This is a genomic window from Balneola vulgaris DSM 17893 (genome assembly GCF_000375465.1).
Classification (GTDB): domain Bacteria; phylum Bacteroidota; class Rhodothermia; order Balneolales; family Balneolaceae; genus Balneola; species Balneola vulgaris.
Map to the genome: position 1 here is coordinate 199738 of NZ_AQXH01000002.1, position 17874 is coordinate 217611.

Annotated in this window: 15 protein-coding genes; 11 read left to right on the top strand and 4 right to left on the bottom strand. The window is 39.4% G+C overall.

Annotated elements, in window-relative coordinates; genetic code table 11:
* Positions 1-56 precede the first annotated feature (56 nt).
* The 5 genes from B155_RS13600 to B155_RS0108005 all read left to right on the top strand — a co-directional run bounded on the left by B155_RS13600 (position 57) and on the right by B155_RS0108005 (position 6455).
* On the top strand, positions 57-3803 hold the full coding sequence (locus tag B155_RS13600; protein WP_018127738.1) for a T9SS type A sorting domain-containing protein: 3747 nt from the start codon (positions 57-59) through the stop codon (positions 3801-3803).
* A 97-nt stretch (positions 3804-3900) separates the two neighbouring features.
* On the top strand, positions 3901-5058 hold the full coding sequence (locus B155_RS0107990; protein ID WP_018127739.1) for a cysteine desulfurase family protein: 1158 nt from the start codon (positions 3901-3903) through the stop codon (positions 5056-5058).
* Complete coding sequence (locus tag B155_RS0107995; RefSeq protein ID WP_018127740.1) at positions 5055-5600, top strand: LOG family protein; 546 nt, start codon at positions 5055-5057, stop codon at positions 5598-5600. The genes B155_RS0107990 and B155_RS0107995 overlap by 4 nt, the downstream gene beginning before the upstream one ends.
* Before the next feature lie 41 nt (positions 5601-5641).
* Positions 5642-6004 carry a DUF1499 domain-containing protein gene (locus tag B155_RS13180; RefSeq protein WP_071594811.1) on the top strand — a complete coding sequence of 121 codons (363 nt, stop codon included), beginning with the start codon at positions 5642-5644 and terminating at the stop codon, positions 6002-6004.
* Between the two features lie 10 nt (positions 6005-6014).
* A complete protein-coding gene (locus tag B155_RS0108005; protein ID WP_018127742.1) occupies positions 6015-6455 on the top strand; it encodes a hypothetical protein in 441 nt (146 codons plus the stop codon).
* Between the two features lie 88 nt (positions 6456-6543).
* Here the strand turns inward: B155_RS0108005 and B155_RS0108010 are convergent, their stop codons facing one another.
* Entirely contained in the window at positions 6544-8427 is a 1884-nt protein-coding gene (locus tag B155_RS0108010) for an AMP-dependent synthetase/ligase (protein WP_018127743.1), read from the bottom strand.
* A gap of 114 nt (positions 8428-8541) precedes the next feature.
* Here B155_RS0108010 and B155_RS13185 point away from each other — a divergent pair, with 114 nt between their 5' ends.
* The gene (locus B155_RS13185; protein ID WP_018127744.1) at positions 8542-9072 is read left to right on the top strand and encodes a Fur family transcriptional regulator; all 531 of its coding nucleotides are present in this window, start codon (positions 8542-8544) and stop codon (positions 9070-9072) included.
* Between the two features lie 13 nt (positions 9073-9085).
* On the opposite strand, the gene B155_RS0108020 is transcribed toward B155_RS13185, so the two are convergent.
* Genes B155_RS0108020 through B155_RS0108030 form a run of 3 tightly spaced genes read right to left on the bottom strand, consistent with a single transcriptional unit; the run spans position 9086 to position 13216 of the window.
* Complete coding sequence (locus B155_RS0108020; protein WP_018127745.1) at positions 9086-9970, bottom strand: cell division protein FtsX; 885 nt, start codon at positions 9968-9970, stop codon at positions 9086-9088.
* Position 9971: 1 nt separating this feature from the next.
* Positions 9972-11918, bottom strand: coding sequence for a putative porin (locus B155_RS0108025; protein ID WP_018127746.1), 1947 nt, complete (start codon positions 11916-11918; stop codon positions 9972-9974).
* Positions 11915-13216, bottom strand: a complete 1302-nt coding sequence (locus B155_RS0108030) for a competence/damage-inducible protein A (protein WP_157464809.1) — start codon at positions 13214-13216, stop codon at positions 11915-11917. Before B155_RS0108030 ends, B155_RS0108025 begins: the two co-directional genes overlap by 4 nt.
* A 65-nt stretch (positions 13217-13281) precedes the next feature.
* On the opposite strand from B155_RS0108030, the gene B155_RS0108035 reads away from it, so the two are divergent.
* From B155_RS0108035 to B155_RS0108055, 5 genes are read left to right on the top strand one after another with little or no spacing between them, the layout of a single operon-like run.
* The gene (locus B155_RS0108035; protein ID WP_026167260.1) at positions 13282-13872 is read left to right on the top strand and encodes a CDP-alcohol phosphatidyltransferase family protein; all 591 of its coding nucleotides are present in this window, start codon (positions 13282-13284) and stop codon (positions 13870-13872) included.
* A complete protein-coding gene (locus B155_RS0108040) occupies positions 13869-14342 on the top strand; it encodes a phosphatidylglycerophosphatase A family protein (RefSeq protein WP_018127749.1) in 474 nt (157 codons plus the stop codon). Before B155_RS0108035 ends, B155_RS0108040 begins: the two co-directional genes overlap by 4 nt.
* 57 nt (positions 14343-14399) lie before the next feature.
* Positions 14400-15041 (top strand): orotate phosphoribosyltransferase, encoded by a 642-nt coding sequence (pyrE, locus tag B155_RS0108045; RefSeq protein ID WP_018127750.1) that lies wholly within the window; start codon positions 14400-14402, stop codon positions 15039-15041.
* Positions 15042-15090: 49 nt separating this feature from the next.
* Positions 15091-16452 carry a tRNA (N6-isopentenyl adenosine(37)-C2)-methylthiotransferase MiaB gene (gene miaB, locus B155_RS0108050; RefSeq protein WP_071594812.1) on the top strand — a complete coding sequence of 454 codons (1362 nt, stop codon included), beginning with the start codon at positions 15091-15093 and terminating at the stop codon, positions 16450-16452.
* Positions 16453-17856 carry a hypothetical protein gene (locus tag B155_RS0108055; protein WP_018127752.1) on the top strand — a complete coding sequence of 468 codons (1404 nt, stop codon included), beginning with the start codon at positions 16453-16455 and terminating at the stop codon, positions 17854-17856. It begins immediately after the preceding gene.
* The last annotated feature ends 18 nt before the right edge of the window (positions 17857-17874 follow it).

The window sequence follows — 17874 nt, forward strand, 5'->3', positions numbered from 1 at the left end:
AGCTTTGACCATCTTTTTCGGTTATTTTTTATTAGACAATAATTACATGGAGTATTATGAAAAAACTGTTACTACTAATCTTTTTAATTGGGGTAGGGATAAATGTTCATGCCCAACAATTATCCATAACATCAACCACTCCCGCTCACGGTGATGTTGCTGTTGATACCGACACCATAACGGTAACCTTTAACAAGAAAATTAAACTGGATGAATTCGTTACAGGCACTGAGGGGCCTTTCGTAATTTTTCCTGAAGATTCAGTTTCAATTTCTGCAATTGGGGTTTCAGAAGATTCCCTAAGTATGCATTTAACGGTGAACCTTGCTGCTAATACTGATTATTCATTAATGATATTGGATGCCGTAGCAGCTGATGGTGACAAGTTAGATGCCCCTTCATTGGTTCGCTTTACCACTAATACTACCGCAGGTGGATATACGGTAACAGGTACAGTGGATACACAAACCCTTAACAAGCAATCTCAAGAGGGTTTTGCAGGTATCATTGTAGGTTTAACTACAGAAGGGCTTACAGCTAATGTTAACGACGATGTAAATAATGGATCTGAGCCAGATGGGTTCGAATCAGTTAATGTTGCCTTTGTTGATCCGCAGACAGGGAATTATTCCATTCCATTTGTTCGTGAAGGGGATTATTTCGCAGTTGGTTTCGACATGCATTTAATGGACCAACCATTACAAGGTTACCCTGAAATTTATTTGCATGATGAAGATCAAGACTTTCAATTAGATTCAGTGATAGTGTCTGCTACTACTGTATCAAATGATACATTGAGTAGCATTGATTTAAGAAAAGTAGTGATTGAACCTCTTGCATTAAGCGAAGCTGAAGCAAGAACTACTGGATTAAATTTTGGTAGCGACATACATTTATTAGTTGGTGTATCAGAGTTTCCTCTTGCTACACAGCAACAAATGCCTCCTATGAAGATGGCCTTTAAAGGCATGAATACAGAGGATCCTGAATTCCTATTTGCAGACATAAGTTCTGGTGAAAATTTATTTTGGGATATGTTCTTCTACGACACCACCAACGATGTTGTGTATGAAGTAATAGTTACTCCTATAAGTGTTCAAATTTCCGACACCGTTACTGCAGCACAATTAGAAATCCCCGTTGAGCCTTCAACGATGGACGCACTTTCTTACACCATAGATAGTGATAGTGCTGCTGCAATTGCAGAGATGAATGGTGGAGCTGCGTTCCGTGATATGATGGGGGCAGAAAGTTTCGGATATGCTGAAATGTTAGTTGGAGATGTTTATTGGGAATACCCATTAGGTCCAGATACCACAGCCCCACAATATTGGAGAGTGGCTTATTATTCAATGTCGGGTAGCTTCTACCAATACAAACAACCAACTAGTCCAACCTATGATCATAATTATGATTTCCAGAGTGATTCATTGGTATTCTACATAGATGCTAATACAGGAAACATACTATATAAAGCGGGTAACAAAGTAGAAGATGGAGACCCATTCAAAGTAACTTCAAGCACTCCTGTAAATGATTCTGTTGGAGTAGGTATGCAATCCTCTGTAGTATTTAACTTTGATGCTCCAATTCGTTTCAATGAAGACAAATATGAATTTGAGGGAGCAGAGATATTAGTATTCCCATATAGTCCATATTTCTTAAGCGAATTTGATATCTCGAACGCTGGTAGAACGGTTACATTCTATGTACAGCATGAAGCTAATACCGATTATGTATGGATAGTAAGCCGTGCTAAGAGTTCTGCAGGTGGTGATTTAGCCGAGCCTTATGTATTAAATTATTCTACCTCTTCTACTAGAGCTGCGACTACCGTTTCTGGTACAGTAACTGAACCTCAAGCAAAAGCAACTGAACTACCAAAGAGTATGCTTGTCGCACTCTTTACAGAAAACCCTTTCACAGAAGAAGAGGAACATGATCAAGGCCCAATGAAGCAACGTGTAGATGAGATGCCAGAAGGTCCTGGTTTCAATATCGCAGTTGCAACTTTAGCCGATCCATCAACAGGAAGTTACACACTTAATGGTGTAGCCGATGGCACTTACTTCCCACTTTCTATCGACCTTTTGGTTGATAGTTTCCAAGAAACTCCATCAGCAATTGGTATCTATGATCCAGATGGAGATGGTGCGTTGAATTCGATTTCAGTTTCAGGATCAAACCTTACTGATATCGGTTTAAGTATGAAAGATTTTGTGCCTGTTACTGCATCTGAAGCAATTCAACTATCTGCAAGCACCGTTCAAGCGGTAAGTGCAAATCTTGATCTTTATTTAATGATAGGTGAAGAGTACTTACTTGATTACAAAGAAGATGAAAATCATGAGCATGATCATGGTCCAAAGAAAAGCATCTTTAAAGCTCAAACTGAAACCGATATGGCTACTGCTGCAACGGGTAAAGCTGAGTTTTGGGACTTAGTATACTATGAGTCTTCAACATCTACAGCTATTCGTTTCAACGTAAACCCATTTGGTGTGGGCTCTTATGATACTTTAGATGTGGCTATGATTGAGGATGATCTTGATTTCCCATCTGATAAATCATTTAGTGATTTAGAAGCTCTACCAAGCACCATGAAAGATTCTGATGCAATTGCAGATTCAACTGAGGCAAATGGCGGTGCTGAATTTAGAGTAGAAGGCTCTCCTGACTTTGTTGCTTTAGAGTATATAGCGATTAATGCTCCGTGGCTTGTACCTGAGGGTATATCAACTACAGGACCAGTTTGGGCTACTATCTATCAGAGTGAAAAATACCGCGAAGATATACAAGAACATACCTATCAAGATCTGGTAAGTGTATTCGACTTTGTTTCGGGAGCATTTTTAGGTTCTGTTACTGAAAACAATGACCCAATTCTAGCATCAGAAGCAAAAGTTTATGCTGATGAAGAAGCAATAGCTATTCAATCTGACAATCAACTTTATTTGATTGATGCATACGCGACTATTTATCGTAATCCTGAACTCGATAATAACGATATGTATTTCAAAGGAGCTGCAACTGAGTCTGTTTCAGCTGGTGAACAGGGTAAATTCTATAACTTTGACTTCCGATACTATTCAACTACGGCTGGAGCTGAAACCGCTATTAATGTGAGTAGTGATGGTCGCGCAGATTATGAGGAGTTCCCAAATCCTGGAAGTTACTTCCCTACAGGTGTTGGTTATGCAGACTTAGAGCCTATTCCAACTGCAGTGATCGACAGTGACAGTGCTTTAACTAGAGCTAAGGAAGAAGGTGCTCAAGAATTTATTGATTACCTTCGTTGGGACTTCGACTTAGTACGTATAGATGTGCATGTTGCATTAGGCAATAGATTCTGGGAGTTATCAGAGGGCGCTGATAGTTCTCAAGTATTCTGGATTGTACACCTTAACAAAGTTACTAAGAACAAGGAAACAGGACATTATGAGTACGAAGATGCTAACTATCTCATTAACGCTGAAACAAGTGTCTTAATTAGTGAGCAACTGAACGTATCAAATGAACGAGAGCAAGCGGATATTCCTGAAAGCACTGACTTAGGTCAAAACTATCCGAATCCGTTTAACCCTGCTACTACCATTCCATTCTCCATCAATAAAGCGGGAGATGTAGAATTGACCATATATAACATGCTTGGTCAAAAAGTGGCAACACTATTAAATGGTCGAATTTCGGCTGGTACACATAGTGTAAGTTGGGACGCTTCCAGATTTGCAAGTGGTATGTACATATATCGCTTGAAAGCGAATGGAGTCATCAAATCTAAACGACTCACACTCATTAAGTAAAACTTTTAAAAGCCTTCTTCGGAAGGCTTTTTTTATGCATGACATTCAAGCACAATTTGGATATTTTCATGGCTGTTTTTCAGCTTAAAATTATATCATGAATACTGTCTATTTCGATAACGCAGCCACTACCCCATTAGATGAACATGTTCTTGAAGCAATGCTTCCATTTATGCGTTCTGATTTTGGTAACGCAAACTCCGCTCACCATTTAGGTCAACGAGCTAAAGTAGCCTTAGAAGATGCTCGGGAATATGTGGCTTCAGTATTAGGTGCTGAACCGTCGGAAATAATATTTACTTCGGGTGGAACAGAAAGCGACAACGCTGTTATCAAAGGAGTGCTGAAAGTTGCGGGCGGGAAAAAAGAAGTAGTGAGTTCGGAATTAGAACATCATGCTGTACTTCACCCTGTAGAGATGTCGAAGATGGATGGGTTTATTCCAAAATTCGCGAAGCCAATTGATTGTGGTACTATCACTGCCGAAGCTGTTGCCGAGCAATTAAGCGATCAAACAGCATTAGTGAGCATCATGCATGTGAATAATGAAATTGGTTGCATCAATCACATTAGTGAAATCGCAGCACTTTGCAAAGAAAGAGGTATTCCATTCCATACTGATTCTGTTCAGAGTATTGGGAAAATCCCTGTAAATGTTGATGAGCTTGGAGTAGACTTTTTAAGCGGAAGTGGCCATAAAATTTATGGACCAAAAGGCATTGGTATTATGTATGTGCGCAATGGCTCGCGTTGGTTGCCCTGGATGACAGGTGGCTCACAGGAACGTCGCCGTCGTGGTGGCACATTAAATGTACCGGGTGTGGTTGGATTTGCTAAAGCACTCGAGCTTTCTGTGAATAGCATGGAAGAGAACACAAAGAAATTTAAGGAACTCCGCTCTCTACTACTTTCGAAATTAGACTCTTATGACTTTGATTACTCTATCAATGGTAATCCAGAGAATGGCGTTGCTCATATTCTAAATCTTTCATTTTCCGACAAATCTGGAAAGTGTATTGATGGTGAAATGTTACTTCTTAACTTAGATATAGATGGTATCTGCGTTTCCAATGGTTCAGCCTGTACCTCGGGTGCTGTTGAACCTTCACATGTATTAAGTGGAATGGGCGTTCAAGACGATTTAGCCAAATCGAGCATTAGAGTAAGTTTTGGAAAAAATAATACGGAAGAAGAAGTAATCTATTTTGCTGAAAAGCTTAACAGCGTACTCACTCGAATGTTCAATAACGCATGATGAAAAATGTTTGTGTGTATTGTGGTTCAAGAACTCCTAAAGATCCTGATTTAATTCAAGTTGCCAATCAACTTGGGGAGTTCTTAGCTCAAAATAAACTAGGATTGGTTTATGGCGGCGGTAATGTGGGGGTTATGGGCAAAATTGCCGATACCGTAATTGATCGAAATGGCCATGTAATTGGCATTATACCCACCGCCCTCAAAGAACGTGAAGTCCTTCATTTGGGTATATCTGAAACGTATGAGACACCCGATATGCACACTCGCAAAGCATTGATGGAACAAAAGTCAGATGCTTTTGTAATTCTTCCGGGTGGCTTTGGAACACTAGATGAGTTCTTTGAGATATTAACTTGGCGCCAACTTGGAATACATAACAAACCAATTATTCTCTTAAATGTTAAAGGCTATTTTGATGGTTTAGTACAGTTCATGGAAACAGCCATCGAACAGGATTTTGTGAGAGCCGATAACAGATCTCTTTTCAAAATCACGAGTACGATTGAAGAAACTGAATCATTATTAAACGAGTTATTCTAACATACATCTCAACTAATTCGATTTAGATTCTATCATCCAATATGACACTACCACCCAATCCCCTTCCATCCTGCCCCAATTCACCTAACTGTGCTCGTAGAACCGTTCTTTTGAAAAACTCACCTTCTACAACCCTAAAAGTTATACATAATCATCTAACTAAGATGGGTGCAAAGGAATTAGACATGGACGTTGAAAATCTATCCATTCATGCTGTATTTGTAATACCATTAATGGGATTCAAAGATGATGTGAAGGTTAAAGTAGAATCACATGGAGAAGGAAGTGCTGCACATTTTAGAAGTGCAAGTCGTGACGGTTATTACGACCTTGGAGTAAATGAGCGACGTTTGAAGAAATTATGCAAACGCATGAATAAAGACCTTACAATACTTAAATACTAAATATACCACTATGTATAACGGATTATTACACGCACATTCAGGCTTACGTTGGGTAGTACTTGTACTCCTCGTGTTGGCCATCATTAAAGCATTTTCGGGTTGGTTCGGCAAAAAAGAATATACAGCTGGGGATAAGAAAATTGCCTTATTTGCGCTTATCGCCACACATATCCAATTACTATTAGGCTTAGGTTTATACTTCATAAGCCCTAAAGTATCATTTGCTGAAGGTGCCATTCAAAATGAAATCTATAGGTTCTATACCGTAGAGCACATGAGCATGATGATTATTGCTATCATTATCATCACGCTTGGGTTTTCCCTCGCAAAACGTACCACTGAGGGTACAGCGAAATTTAGAAAAACAGCCTTATTCTACACCTTAGGCTTATTGATTATTCTTTCATCCATTCCATGGCCATTCACTGTTGATGGAGCGGGTTGGTTCTAATTTATTGAACTCAAACATTGACTGTATCATACAAAAAAAGCCCTATAATGGGCTTTTTTGATTAAAGGGATGTAGAGTAGCTTCACTTCTAGTTTTTATCATCCTTGAAGATATCTTCAATTTGAGCCGCATATTTTTCCGCTATTACTCTTCGCTTCACTTTCATTGTTGGAGTTATCTCGCCGGTTTCCACAGTAAATTCATTAGGTAATAAACGGAAATCACGAATTTTCTCATGAGAAGCGAGCTCTTTTGAAAATGCTCTGATTTCTTTCTTAAACATATCTATCACTTCTTTATGGCCAATAAGTGCTTCATTCGTTTTATAATCTAAGCCTTGGTCTTTAGCGAATTTAGCAAGTACTTCGAAGTCTGGTACAATCAAAGCCGCCATAAAATTCTGAGCCTCTCCTACTACCACTATCTGATCAATCCATTTGCTCGTTTTAAACATATCTTCGATTGGACCTGGATAGATATTCTTACCACCTGCATTCACAATCATATGTTTAATTCGGTCAGTAATCTTGAGGTTACCCTCTACGAATCTACCAACATCACCCGTATGCAACCATCCATCCTCGTCTATCATCTCTTTGGTGGCTTCTTCATTATTCCAGTATCCTTTCATAACATTAGGACCTTTACAAAGAATTTCACCCGCTTCAGATGACAAAGTAGTTGGATAATCTTCACCGCTGATCTGTGCTATAACTTCATGAGTTTCTAAATCCATAATACCTACTGTTACCCCTGGTATTACAGCTCCCACCACGCCTGTTACTTCTTCACCAACTCGATTTGCAGCCATTACAGGTGAGGTTTCAGTAAGTCCATAGCCTTGTAAAATGGTTAAGCCAGCAGCCTTAAAAAAGTCGTCAATCTCAGGAGGTAACGCCGCTCCACCTGATACGAACAATCGAACTTCTCCACCTGTACGTTCTTTTAGTTTATCGAATACGAGTTTATCCGCAATTTTCTTTTGTAATGAAACAATACCTCTTTTCCCCGCAGCATATTTTCGCCCTGTTTCAACAGCCCAATTAAATATCTTCTTTTTGGTATCGCTTCCCTCTTCTACACTTTTAACAATGAGGTTATAAATTTTCTCGAACAAGCGAGGCACACTAATCATTACCGTTGGTTTTACCTCCGGCATATTTTTAGAAACCGTATCTACACTTTCTGCATAGTAGATTTCAGCTCCAGAGGCTATCATTGCGTAATAACCAGCTGTTCGCTCAAAAGAGTGGCATAATGGTAAAAAAGATAACAAACGATCGTTCTCATCCCAGTATATGTGCTGCGTGGCCGCCTTTACATTGCTAACAATGTTGTGATGCGTAAGCATGGCTCCTTTTGGCCGACCTGTAGTTCCTGAAGTATAAATAAGTGTAGATATATCTTCGGGAGTAACCGCTTTTACTCTCGCTTTGATTTCATCTTTATACTTCGCTAAACATTTAGCTCCTTCGTTTACAACATCATCAAACAACTGAACATATTCTAATTCAGCATGTTTTTTATTTTTTGGGGTATCGAATGCTACCACTTCAACAAGATGCTCACAGTTCTCAAATACTTCTACTGCCTTTTTAAGTTGAATACCTGTTGATACGAAAAATAGTTTAGTGTCTGAATCTTGAAGAATGAATTCGCACTGCCCAGAAGGAAGAGAGGTGTAAAGTGATACATTTATTCCTCCAATCATTTGAAGTGCCAGGTCTACCACAGCCCATTCATATCTATTCTCACTTAGAATACCAACGCGATCGCCCTTAGCTATTCCTTTATGAATCATATAAGAAGCTAACGATTCAACATCTTCAATTACTTGATCCCAGTATATGGGGGTATAGCTTGAAGTCGGATTAGGTTTAAAATGAAATGCAGCCTTTTGGTTACCTACGTACTTATTTGCTAGGTTAACTGGAATATCAGCAATTGTTTCAAAAGGAATAATCGTGGGCATAACTCTGTTTTTTGTTGAACTATTTAACCTTGGGAATATACCATTCTTGATTTGAAATACATGGAGTTTCAAATGCACCAAAACAAGTCTTATATTAACACAAATTTTTAGACTATGGCACATCCCGCACACGAAGATACAATACATCTCGTAAAAGAGATTTTCAGGTCGTACCTGAAGGAACATAACCAACGCCAAACACCTGAGCGATTCATGGTATTGGAAGAAATATATCGCGCAGACGGTCATTTCGATGCCGATGATATCTTCTACCGTATGAAGGAAGCACGCACACGCGTTTCGAGAGCAACGGTTTATAACACGCTTGACCTATTGGTTGAATGTGGACTTGTTCAGCGTCAGCAGTTTGGTAAAAGTCAGTACTATTATGAACGCGCCTATGCTTATCAGCAGCACGATCATATTATCTGTAATGACTGCGGCCATGTGCTTGAATTTTGCGACCCTAGAATTGGTGAAATCCAAAACATGCTGGGCAAACTTCACGGCATGAACATAAAGTCTCATTCGCTACATTTTTATGGCACTTGCAAAGACGAAGAAGCATGCCGTGAGCGTCAAATTGAAGCAGGTATTATTACCGAAGAAGACTTAAAAGAAGAAAAGGAAAAAGCTAAAGCTTAATTAATAAAGAGCTTTAGCTACCTGATATATAGGTTTCTGCGATGTACTTACGGGAGGCTAAACGGCTTCCCCACCATCCCATCAGTACTGCTAAGCCTACCATTGCACCCACCAAGAAGTACCATCTACCAAATGGCCAAGCCACAATTCCAATATCCGGTAGATATGCTGGTACGAAGAACTCAAAAATAGCGAACACACAAAGCACGGAAAGTCCCCCGGCTATAATTCCCTGTACAATTCCTTCAACTATAAAAGGACTTCGTATAAAGCCATTTGTTGCTCCAACGAGTTTCATAGCTCGGATCAGATCTTTCTTGGCGTGAATAGTAAGACGTATAGTATTATAGACTAACACAACCGCGGCTAGTAGAATCAGTATTCCTAAGCCACCTCCTATCAACGTAAAGGTGCTTAAATTTGATTCTAATGCCTGCACTAAGGCTTTGTTATACTTCACCTCATCAACACCACGAATATTCTGTATTCGTGAGGCTAAGTTCTCAACTAATTCGGCTCCAGAATCGGTGTTCACGTTTACTCTAAAAGAGGCCGGTAAGAAATTTAATTCGATTAAATCATCAACCCCAGCTCCTAAATCTTGGGCTGCAACAACAGATGCGCTGTCTTTGGAGATGTATTCAATGCTAGTTACTAATTCCTCATCCTCTAACTGCATTCTAATTTCGTCGGTTGATCGCTCGTCCATATCAAATAGGAACACCTCCAATACCACTTCCTTAAGACTCATCGCTTGGGTGTACACATTGTAGGATATGCGTCCTAAAATGCCTAGTAGAAGTACCGCGATAAAGAGTGAAAATATAGAAGTTGTAACCGCTAGTTTAGCACGCTTAAAGCCTGCTGTACCTTCTTTAATAACGTATTTTAGATTCATATTAATTTCTGAATTGAGCCCTAATTCCTACGATTAATCGTCGAGGTGACATCGGAAATGATGTACTCTCAAAGTAGCCTGCTTGACCAATTCCGTCAAGTGCATTTTCCATTCTTATTACTACCATTATTGCTCGAACTCGAGCTGATAGTTCCACATCCATTCTAAAAAATGAATTGATTAACTCTGTCTCATTTCCATCTGTGGATCTAGAAGGTTGCCAATAACTAAGGGCAGTATTATAAAACTGACTTCGATAAGCTAAAGGCGACAAAGTTGTACGCACTCCCATTTTAATATAAGCAGCGCGATCAAAAGCATACCCTTTTAAAAAGGCGTTATTTCTAAGCCAAAGCTTAGTATCTGTATAATTTAAATCTCGATCTTCTTCATCTAATGACTCCGACATTGTTGTTTCATACACCGCCGAACTTTCTAATTCGAAACGATGATTTTCAAAACGAACAAAAGCATTCGCAAAGAATAAATCTTGATCACCCACTTGAGTAAAAGTACTATCAGAGCCTAAACCAATCTCATTTGTAATTGAAGAAAATCGACTACTACCACCAAATTGAAAATTAGAACCCAGTTTAAATTCAGCACTCCCAAATATGGCATATTCATTTTCATTCTTCAGTTGCTCATTGCCGTTATATGATGCGGAATTCCAATACAGCGTTTGAATGGTAGGCATTTTAGATTGTTGTGCAATACCTACTTCAATGGTCGAATTATTTGGAAACGCCCATTTTAAACCACTCGATATTGAGGTTGAACTGTGTTTAGTATCACGGTACTTGTGATTAATACTCCCCCAAAGATTTAAAGCATCAAATACAACAACTGATCCCTCTGCTTTTGCATAAGGCTCCAACCAATCGCTTAGTGAAATCGTTGATCCTGATTTCTTAGCCGAATAATTAACGCCTGCTTCACCTTTTAACGAAAATGACTGCACATTCAATAATTTGAAAGCATTTAAATCGTAATTATTTAGCTCCCATCGTATTGAATCACTTTTGAAATCTACTGCATGGTCAATCTTTGACCTAGTTAACGACACCCCCGCTGATTCCACACCTAATGAATCTGAACGATGATATAATCCTATCTGCATATCTGTTCTCAGAATTTCGGATGACCCACTACTACTATTTGGTGAAGAAGTAAACTCGTCGAATACGAAGCCTTTTGGGTCGATTACCAAATACCCACCAGATTCATCGTTCTTCCATTGATTTCTTAGAATCATCCCACGTATCAAATAATGATTCCCCATGTGATGGTACACTCGACCTAAAACTTGGCTACCGTCCGCTTCACTATTTATGAATGTGCCCCCTTCGTGGCGGTCCCAATACGAGAGCTCAATATTCGTAGTCGGACTTGTATTTTGAGCTACCATAAACTCTAAATTCCGATAGTCGTTTGTGCTTTCATCAAAATTCAGATAACTAATTGGTTCGGTGATGTAATAGTCTCTTATAAAAATATTAGACTCTAATTCCGCTGCATAGCGTTCTTCAACACGCCCAATTTTGTGATGCGGAATGTAATTGTAGTTCACTAAGCTTGTAATTGGGTTGTTCATCGAAATCCCATCAAGCTTTACCTTCTGATCATAAGCTCTGTAGCCTTTAACATGATAGGCGTCAATTCTACCCATCGTGCCTTGTCGAAATGATAACGCATCTCTTCGGTAAGCATTAAAATCACCCCAATTTGGATAGATATTCCATCTTAATAAGCTGTCATTCGTAATAGTTGAGAATGCATTAAACCGCGCTTCTTCCCACAAATACACCTGATACTTTTCAAACTCTTTCGCTTTTGTTGAATCTGGCTGTGATTGACGTAATTCTGATTTATCAATTTCTTCTATTTGCGCAAAAGCTGAACTTAGGCCAACCAATAAAGTGATATGTAGAACCAATAAATATTTCAAGCTAGGTTCTTGCTAAGGTTGTAAGGCATTTCATCAATCTTCATAAGTACACGTCGTACCATTTCTAAAGCCGTTCTTGTTGAGCGCTCTTTGTTTATAAGTCGATCTTTTCCGAATTCTACATGGAGAGCAAAATGCTGTTTTTGATCCCAATATCCTATCCAAACGGTTCCAACTGGTTTTTCTTTTGTACCTCCACCAGGACCTGCAATTCCAGTAGTTGAAATCCCTATATCCGCATCAAGTTTTTCAGCTACGCCTTTTGCCATCGCCAGCGCAACTTCTTTACTTACTGCACCCACGCTTTCAATATCCGAACTAGAAACCCCAAGTGAGTTTATTTTCACTTCATTGGCATAGGCTACTATTCCTCCAAGCATATAAGAACTTGACCCAGCGATGTTGGTAAGTTCGTTGGCAATCATTCCTCCCGTACAACTCTCGGCAATCGCTATTTTAAGATTCTGTTGTTTAAGCAACTCGCCTACCGCTTCCGCTAATGTGAAATATTTCCCTTCTCCAACCACATAATTTTTAGCTTTTGCGTAAATCTGACTTGCTAGTGCATCTAATTTCTGTTCTGCTTCTTTTTGAGTTTGAGCAGTAGAAGTTAGCCTTAATGTAACCCCTCCCGGTTTGGGTAAAAAAGCTAAACTAACGCCATTATTTAGGAAAGAGGTTACATCTCCAAGCACCTCATCACTTAATGTACTTTCACCCACCCCTGCTGTTTGAATGTATCGTGAATGAACTACACGAAGTTGGTCGAAGTGTGCTTTCAGTTTGGGTGATACTTCTTCCTTCATTAAATATTTCATCTCATAAGGCACACCCGGCATTACGGCCAAAAAACATTCCTCTTCATGAAACCACATCCCCGGTGCGGTACCCATTTTATTAAATAGCACCTCACAATTTTCAGGAACTTCAGCTTGAGCATAATTTGAATTTGAGAATGGAATCTTTCTTTTTTTAAAGATCTCTTGCACAAAACTGAGAACATCCTCGTTTTGCTGCAGCTGAACTTGGAATAACTCTGCGACTGCAGCTTTGGTAATATCATCGTGAGTTGGACCTAAGCCACCTGTACAAAGAACCAGATCACTCTCGCTCATTGAGCGCGATATTGTTTTTTTTATTACCTCAAGTTCATCGGAAATGGTATGAACTTCAGTGACTTCAAAACCCATCGAAGTCATATAATCACCCAACCATGAAGCATTGGTGTTTATGGTATCGCCATTTAGTAATTCGTTACCGATTGAGATGATCTGAACTTTCATATGCTCAAAATTCATAATTCCACCATCCAAAAGCTAGTTTTTGGTAGCATTATCTCAAATCAATTTCCTATCTTCGTGCAATGAAAAATCTACCGAATATCCTCAGCGCACTTCGTATTGTCTTGGCTCCTGTGTTCTTGTATATGTATCTCCAAGGGGGATTAGTATGGGGAGGACTAAGTATTTTAGTGTTTACTATAGCTGCTATTACCGATTTTTTTGATGGTCACTACGCACGCAAGTATCAAATTGAAACACCATTGGGAGTGTTTTTAGATCCTCTTGCTGACAAATTTCTGACTTTCTCTGCTTTTATCGTGCTCCCTTTTGTAGACCCAACTCAATTTCCATGGTGGGCCGTAATTGCCATTATTATTCGAGATGTTTTCATGACCACTTTGAGAATCTATGCCAAGCGAAAAAAGATTCTCATGAAAACGAGATACACAGCTAAAACTAAAACCACCATTCAGTTGGTGTTTTTGTATATCGCACTTTTACTGGGACTTTTCCAAGGTACTGGCAATATCATAGCTACTTGGGCAGAAATCATTTTAGATACAGGCATCATGTTTTATCTGATGATGTTCGTAACCTTCATTACCGTTTACTCTGCGGTAGAGTATGTATTTGCCAATAAAAATATCTTCAAAAGAACTCTAGAAGAATGAAAGCTCTTCAACGTTTTATAGGCGTTGGATTTGGCAGTGGCTTACTCCCTACTTTTCCGGGTACATGGGGAAGTTTAGCGGCTTTACTTCCTATTTACTTCATACTTCTCACAAATAACATTTATCTCTTATTAGCATTTATCGTGCTCTGTTCACTACTCACTTTATGGGTGAGTACTGCCTGCGAAGAGCAATGGGGAAAGGATCCTAGCAAAGTGGTGATGGATGAATGGGCAGGCCAAGCAGTGTGCTTCATTAGCATTTATTTTGCCTCTGATATGGCCTATAACTTGGCTGTTTTAGGTGCTGGATTCATCTTATTCCGCTTCTTTGATATTCTCAAACCTCTAGGGATAAAAAAACTTCAAAAATTTGAAGGGGGCATAGGCATTCTAATTGACGATTTATTAGCAGGATTATATGCGCTTATCTGCCTAAAAACTCTTATTTTTATCTGGCCAAATTTTTAAAACGGCTTATCCCCCAAAAAAGTAGTTGGGGTTTAATTACTAAGAATATTTTTGAACATGATTATCGACAACTCGTTTGCACGTGAGCTAGCTGCACATTTACTAGATATTAACGCAGTAGTTCTAAGACCTAATGATCCATTTGTGTGGTCATCAGGATGGAATTCTCCAATTTACTGTGATAACCGCCTTACCCTACGTTTTCCTGAAATTCGTAACGCTATTGCTGATCAACTCACAGCATTTGTTGAAGAGAAATTCCCACAAACAGATGTAATTACTGGTACGGCAACGGCAGGTATTCCACATGCGGCATGGGTTGCACATCGCACCAATAAGCCAATGGCATATGTACGTGCCAAAGCGAAAGCTCATGGAATGGGTAATCAAATTGAAGGTGGTGTAGACAAAGGTCAAAGCACCGTAGTAATTGAAGATTTGATTTCTACCGGTGGATCTGCAATCTCCGTACTAGAGGCGCTTCAGTTTGTTGGTGCTAATGTAGATGCGGTATTATCTATATTCACTTACGGCTTCGAAAAAGCAGAAGCTAAATTTAAAGAAGTAAATGTTCCTGTTTACAGCTTAACCGATTACAAGACTTTGATTAACGTAGCTGTAGAAAAAGGAATCGTAACAGGTGATGATTTAGATTTACTATCGAGTTGGAGAACCAACCCTGATACATGGCCAAAATAATTGTTAGCATAGAATTAGAGAAGAGTACAGAAAGATATAGGACAGCATAATGGCGAGTGACAAGAAATTTTTTATTGAGACCTACGGATGCCAAATGAATTTCGCGGATTCAGAGATCGTGAATTCTATTTTGATTGAAGATGGTATGCAACCAGCCGAGACTCCCGAACAAGCAGATGTAGTGTTAGTTAACACCTGCTCGATTCGTGAAAATGCCGAAACTCGTGTTTGGAACCGATTGAAAGAACTTCGCACCATCAAAAAAACCAATAAAGAGCTTACTGTTGGCGTGCTTGGATGTATGGCTGAGCGTATCAAAGATCGCATCATCGAACAAGAGCATTTAGTTGATATCGTTGTAGGTCCTGATGCATACCGTGACATCCCTCGCCTGCTTAAAGAGGTAGATGATGGCCGTAAAGCGGTTAATGTTCTACTTTCGCTTGAAGAAACCTATGCCGATATCACCCCTGTGCGTACGGTAGGAAATGGTATTTCTGCTTTTGTATCTATTATGCGTGGCTGTGATAATATGTGTTCATTTTGTGTAGTTCCCTTTACTCGTGGACGTGAGCGCAGTCGCCCAATGGAAAGTATCCTTAAAGAGATTCAGCAGTTAAGCGAAGATGGCTACAAAGAAATTACATTGCTTGGGCAGAATGTGAATTCATACAAAGATGGTGAAAACACATTCGCTAAATTGATGTACGAGGCAAGCCAAGTGAATCCAGAAATTCGATTCCGTTTTTCTTCTCCTCACCCGAAAGATTTCCCAATTGACCTTCTACATATTATTGCTGAGCAGCCAAACCTATGCAACTATATCCACATCCCAGCCCAAGCTGGTAGCGATAGCATGTTAGAAAGAATGCGCCGCCCTTATACGCGCGAGCAGTATCTAGCATTGATTGACCAAATGCGTGAAATCATTCCTGGTGTATCATTCTCTACCGATATCATAGCAGGTTTTTGCCACGAAACGGAAGAAGAGCATCAGCAAACTCTTTCATTGATGAAAGAAGTGGGCTACGATCTAGCTTATATGTTTGCATACTCTGAACGTGAACGTACTCTAGCTCATCGTAAGTTTGAAGATGATGTACCTGAAGAGGTGAAAAAGAGACGTTTGTCTGAAATCATTACTCAACAAATGGATATTCAGAAAGTGCGCAACCAAGAAGAAATTGGTAACCGCCATTTAGTTCTTGTTGAAGGCACCTCAAAGAAATCGGAAGAGCAGCTAAGTGGCCGTACCGACACCAACAAAATTGTAGTGTTTGATCGCAGTGACTTTGAGCCAGGTGATTATGTTGAGGTTGAAGTTACCGATAGCACTTCAGCTACTTTACTCGCAAAGCCGATTAAGAAAAGTAGCATCACTGAATTCTTTGGAGCTGCTGTAGAAGCCTAAGTGAATAGAATCCTAACATATCTTCTAGCGCTTACACTAAGTGTATTTTGGGGATGGTTAGGATCAACACACCTTCAAGCTCAGTCTTCGTTGGGTGTGGAGTGGACACTCCCGTCTAATATAGATGTGATGGAGGATGAGCTTAATATTCTTCTTCAACATAACGTTCAGTTTGTGATTATAACTGAACCGATTTCACTTGAACAGCGTGACAAACTAGCACAGGCTAATCTTAGTTTTTGGCTGAAACAAGAATTTACTTTTTATACTGAGTCGGATTTACTTTCGAATGCTCAAAGTTTTACGAACGAGCTAAATACTCAAATTGCGAGATATGATAGCCTATCCATTTTTAAGGGCATCATCGCTTTTCAACAAAGTGCATTTGAGGATATGGAAACGCGAGAACAATTTGCTTCATTAACCGCCCCTGCGCTGTTTAAAAATGGAAACCATTACATACGGTTAGCAAGTGAGCTAGATACTGTTTATACATATTTACCTCTTCAGAAAGCAGATGAAAATTCAATTCACCAATTTGTAGATCAACTTGCAGTAGAAACACATCCGATAGTTGTTCCTTTCAACTGGTTGCAATCTGTAACGGTAGCCTTTCCCGATTTTTCAAATAGTTTAGCAGCTAATAGTAACATGCAGGCTTCTGAAATTCCTCTTCCATTTGTGCCCTCCGATACACCTACACTTCATTGGTCTATCATAGTTCTGCTTTTACTTTGGATTAGTGTAGCGGTGAATGCTAAGTTGAATCCTATGTATTTGGCAACTATTCCACGATTTTTTCTATCAAATCGGTTTTTCGTGGATGATGTTATGAGTTATCGCGAACGATCTTCCATCAGTGGTTTCTTTCTACTCATTCAACATGCACTTGCAGGTGGGCTCGTTGTTTATACACTCTCCAAAGTATTTATTAGCAGCTATGGTATTGAAGCTCTATATCACCATTTACCGTACTTAGGGATCATGGGGAAAAACTACTTTTCACTCTTTGTGGTAAGCAGTTTTATAGTTTTCGTAGTTGAGTTAATCGCCTTGGTTTGGCTGTATGCTCCCAACTCTTCCATGAACCACTTTAATCAAGTGCTCAACCTCTTTACATGGATATTTCATGTAGATTTCTTGATCGTAACCATAATGCTTACGCTACTGCTTGCGGGTAATGCATCAACTAGTATACTTGTACTTGGTATTACCTATCTGTTCATCTGGTTTATGAGCTTTAACCTTACCGCTTTAAATGGATCAAAGCGTTTAGGGATGAAACGTAATAGCTACCTCATCAAAACTATCGGATTACATACCTTAGTGAGTGGTGGGCTACTGGCTCTGTTACTTATTTATAACGACTGGATGGAAATCATTGAACTCGTTGTTCAACTCTAAAGGAAGTAAGAATTTTTG

Bases quoted from the DNA above. Each gene is read 5' to 3' on its own strand.
- B155_RS0108035 (WP_026167260.1), top strand. From the start codon at position 13,282: ATGAAAAATCTACCGAATATCCTCAGCGCACTTCGTATTGTCTTGGCT.
- B155_RS0107995 (WP_018127740.1), top strand. From the start codon at position 5,055: ATGATGAAAAATGTTTGTGTGTATTGTGGTTCAAGAACTCCTAAAGAT.
- B155_RS0108005 (WP_018127742.1), top strand. From the start codon at position 6,015: ATGTATAACGGATTATTACACGCACATTCAGGCTTACGTTGGGTAGTA.
- miaB (WP_071594812.1), top strand. From the start codon at position 15,091: ATGGCGAGTGACAAGAAATTTTTTATTGAGACCTACGGATGCCAAATG.
- B155_RS13600 (WP_018127738.1), top strand. From the start codon at position 57: ATGAAAAAACTGTTACTACTAATCTTTTTAATTGGGGTAGGGATAAAT.
- B155_RS0108010 (WP_018127743.1), bottom strand. From the start codon at position 8,427: ATGCCCACGATTATTCCTTTTGAAACAATTGCTGATATTCCAGTTAAC.
- B155_RS0107990 (WP_018127739.1), top strand. From the start codon at position 3,901: ATGAATACTGTCTATTTCGATAACGCAGCCACTACCCCATTAGATGAA.
- B155_RS13185 (WP_018127744.1), top strand. From the start codon at position 8,542: ATGGCACATCCCGCACACGAAGATACAATACATCTCGTAAAAGAGATT.
- B155_RS0108020 (WP_018127745.1), bottom strand. From the start codon at position 9,970: ATGAATCTAAAATACGTTATTAAAGAAGGTACAGCAGGCTTTAAGCGT.
- B155_RS0108030 (WP_157464809.1), bottom strand. From the start codon at position 13,216: ATGAATTTTGAGCATATGAAAGTTCAGATCATCTCAATCGGTAACGAA.
- pyrE (WP_018127750.1), top strand. From the start codon at position 14,400: ATGATTATCGACAACTCGTTTGCACGTGAGCTAGCTGCACATTTACTA.
- B155_RS13180 (WP_071594811.1), top strand. From the start codon at position 5,642: ATGACACTACCACCCAATCCCCTTCCATCCTGCCCCAATTCACCTAAC.
- B155_RS0108040 (WP_018127749.1), top strand. From the start codon at position 13,869: ATGAAAGCTCTTCAACGTTTTATAGGCGTTGGATTTGGCAGTGGCTTA.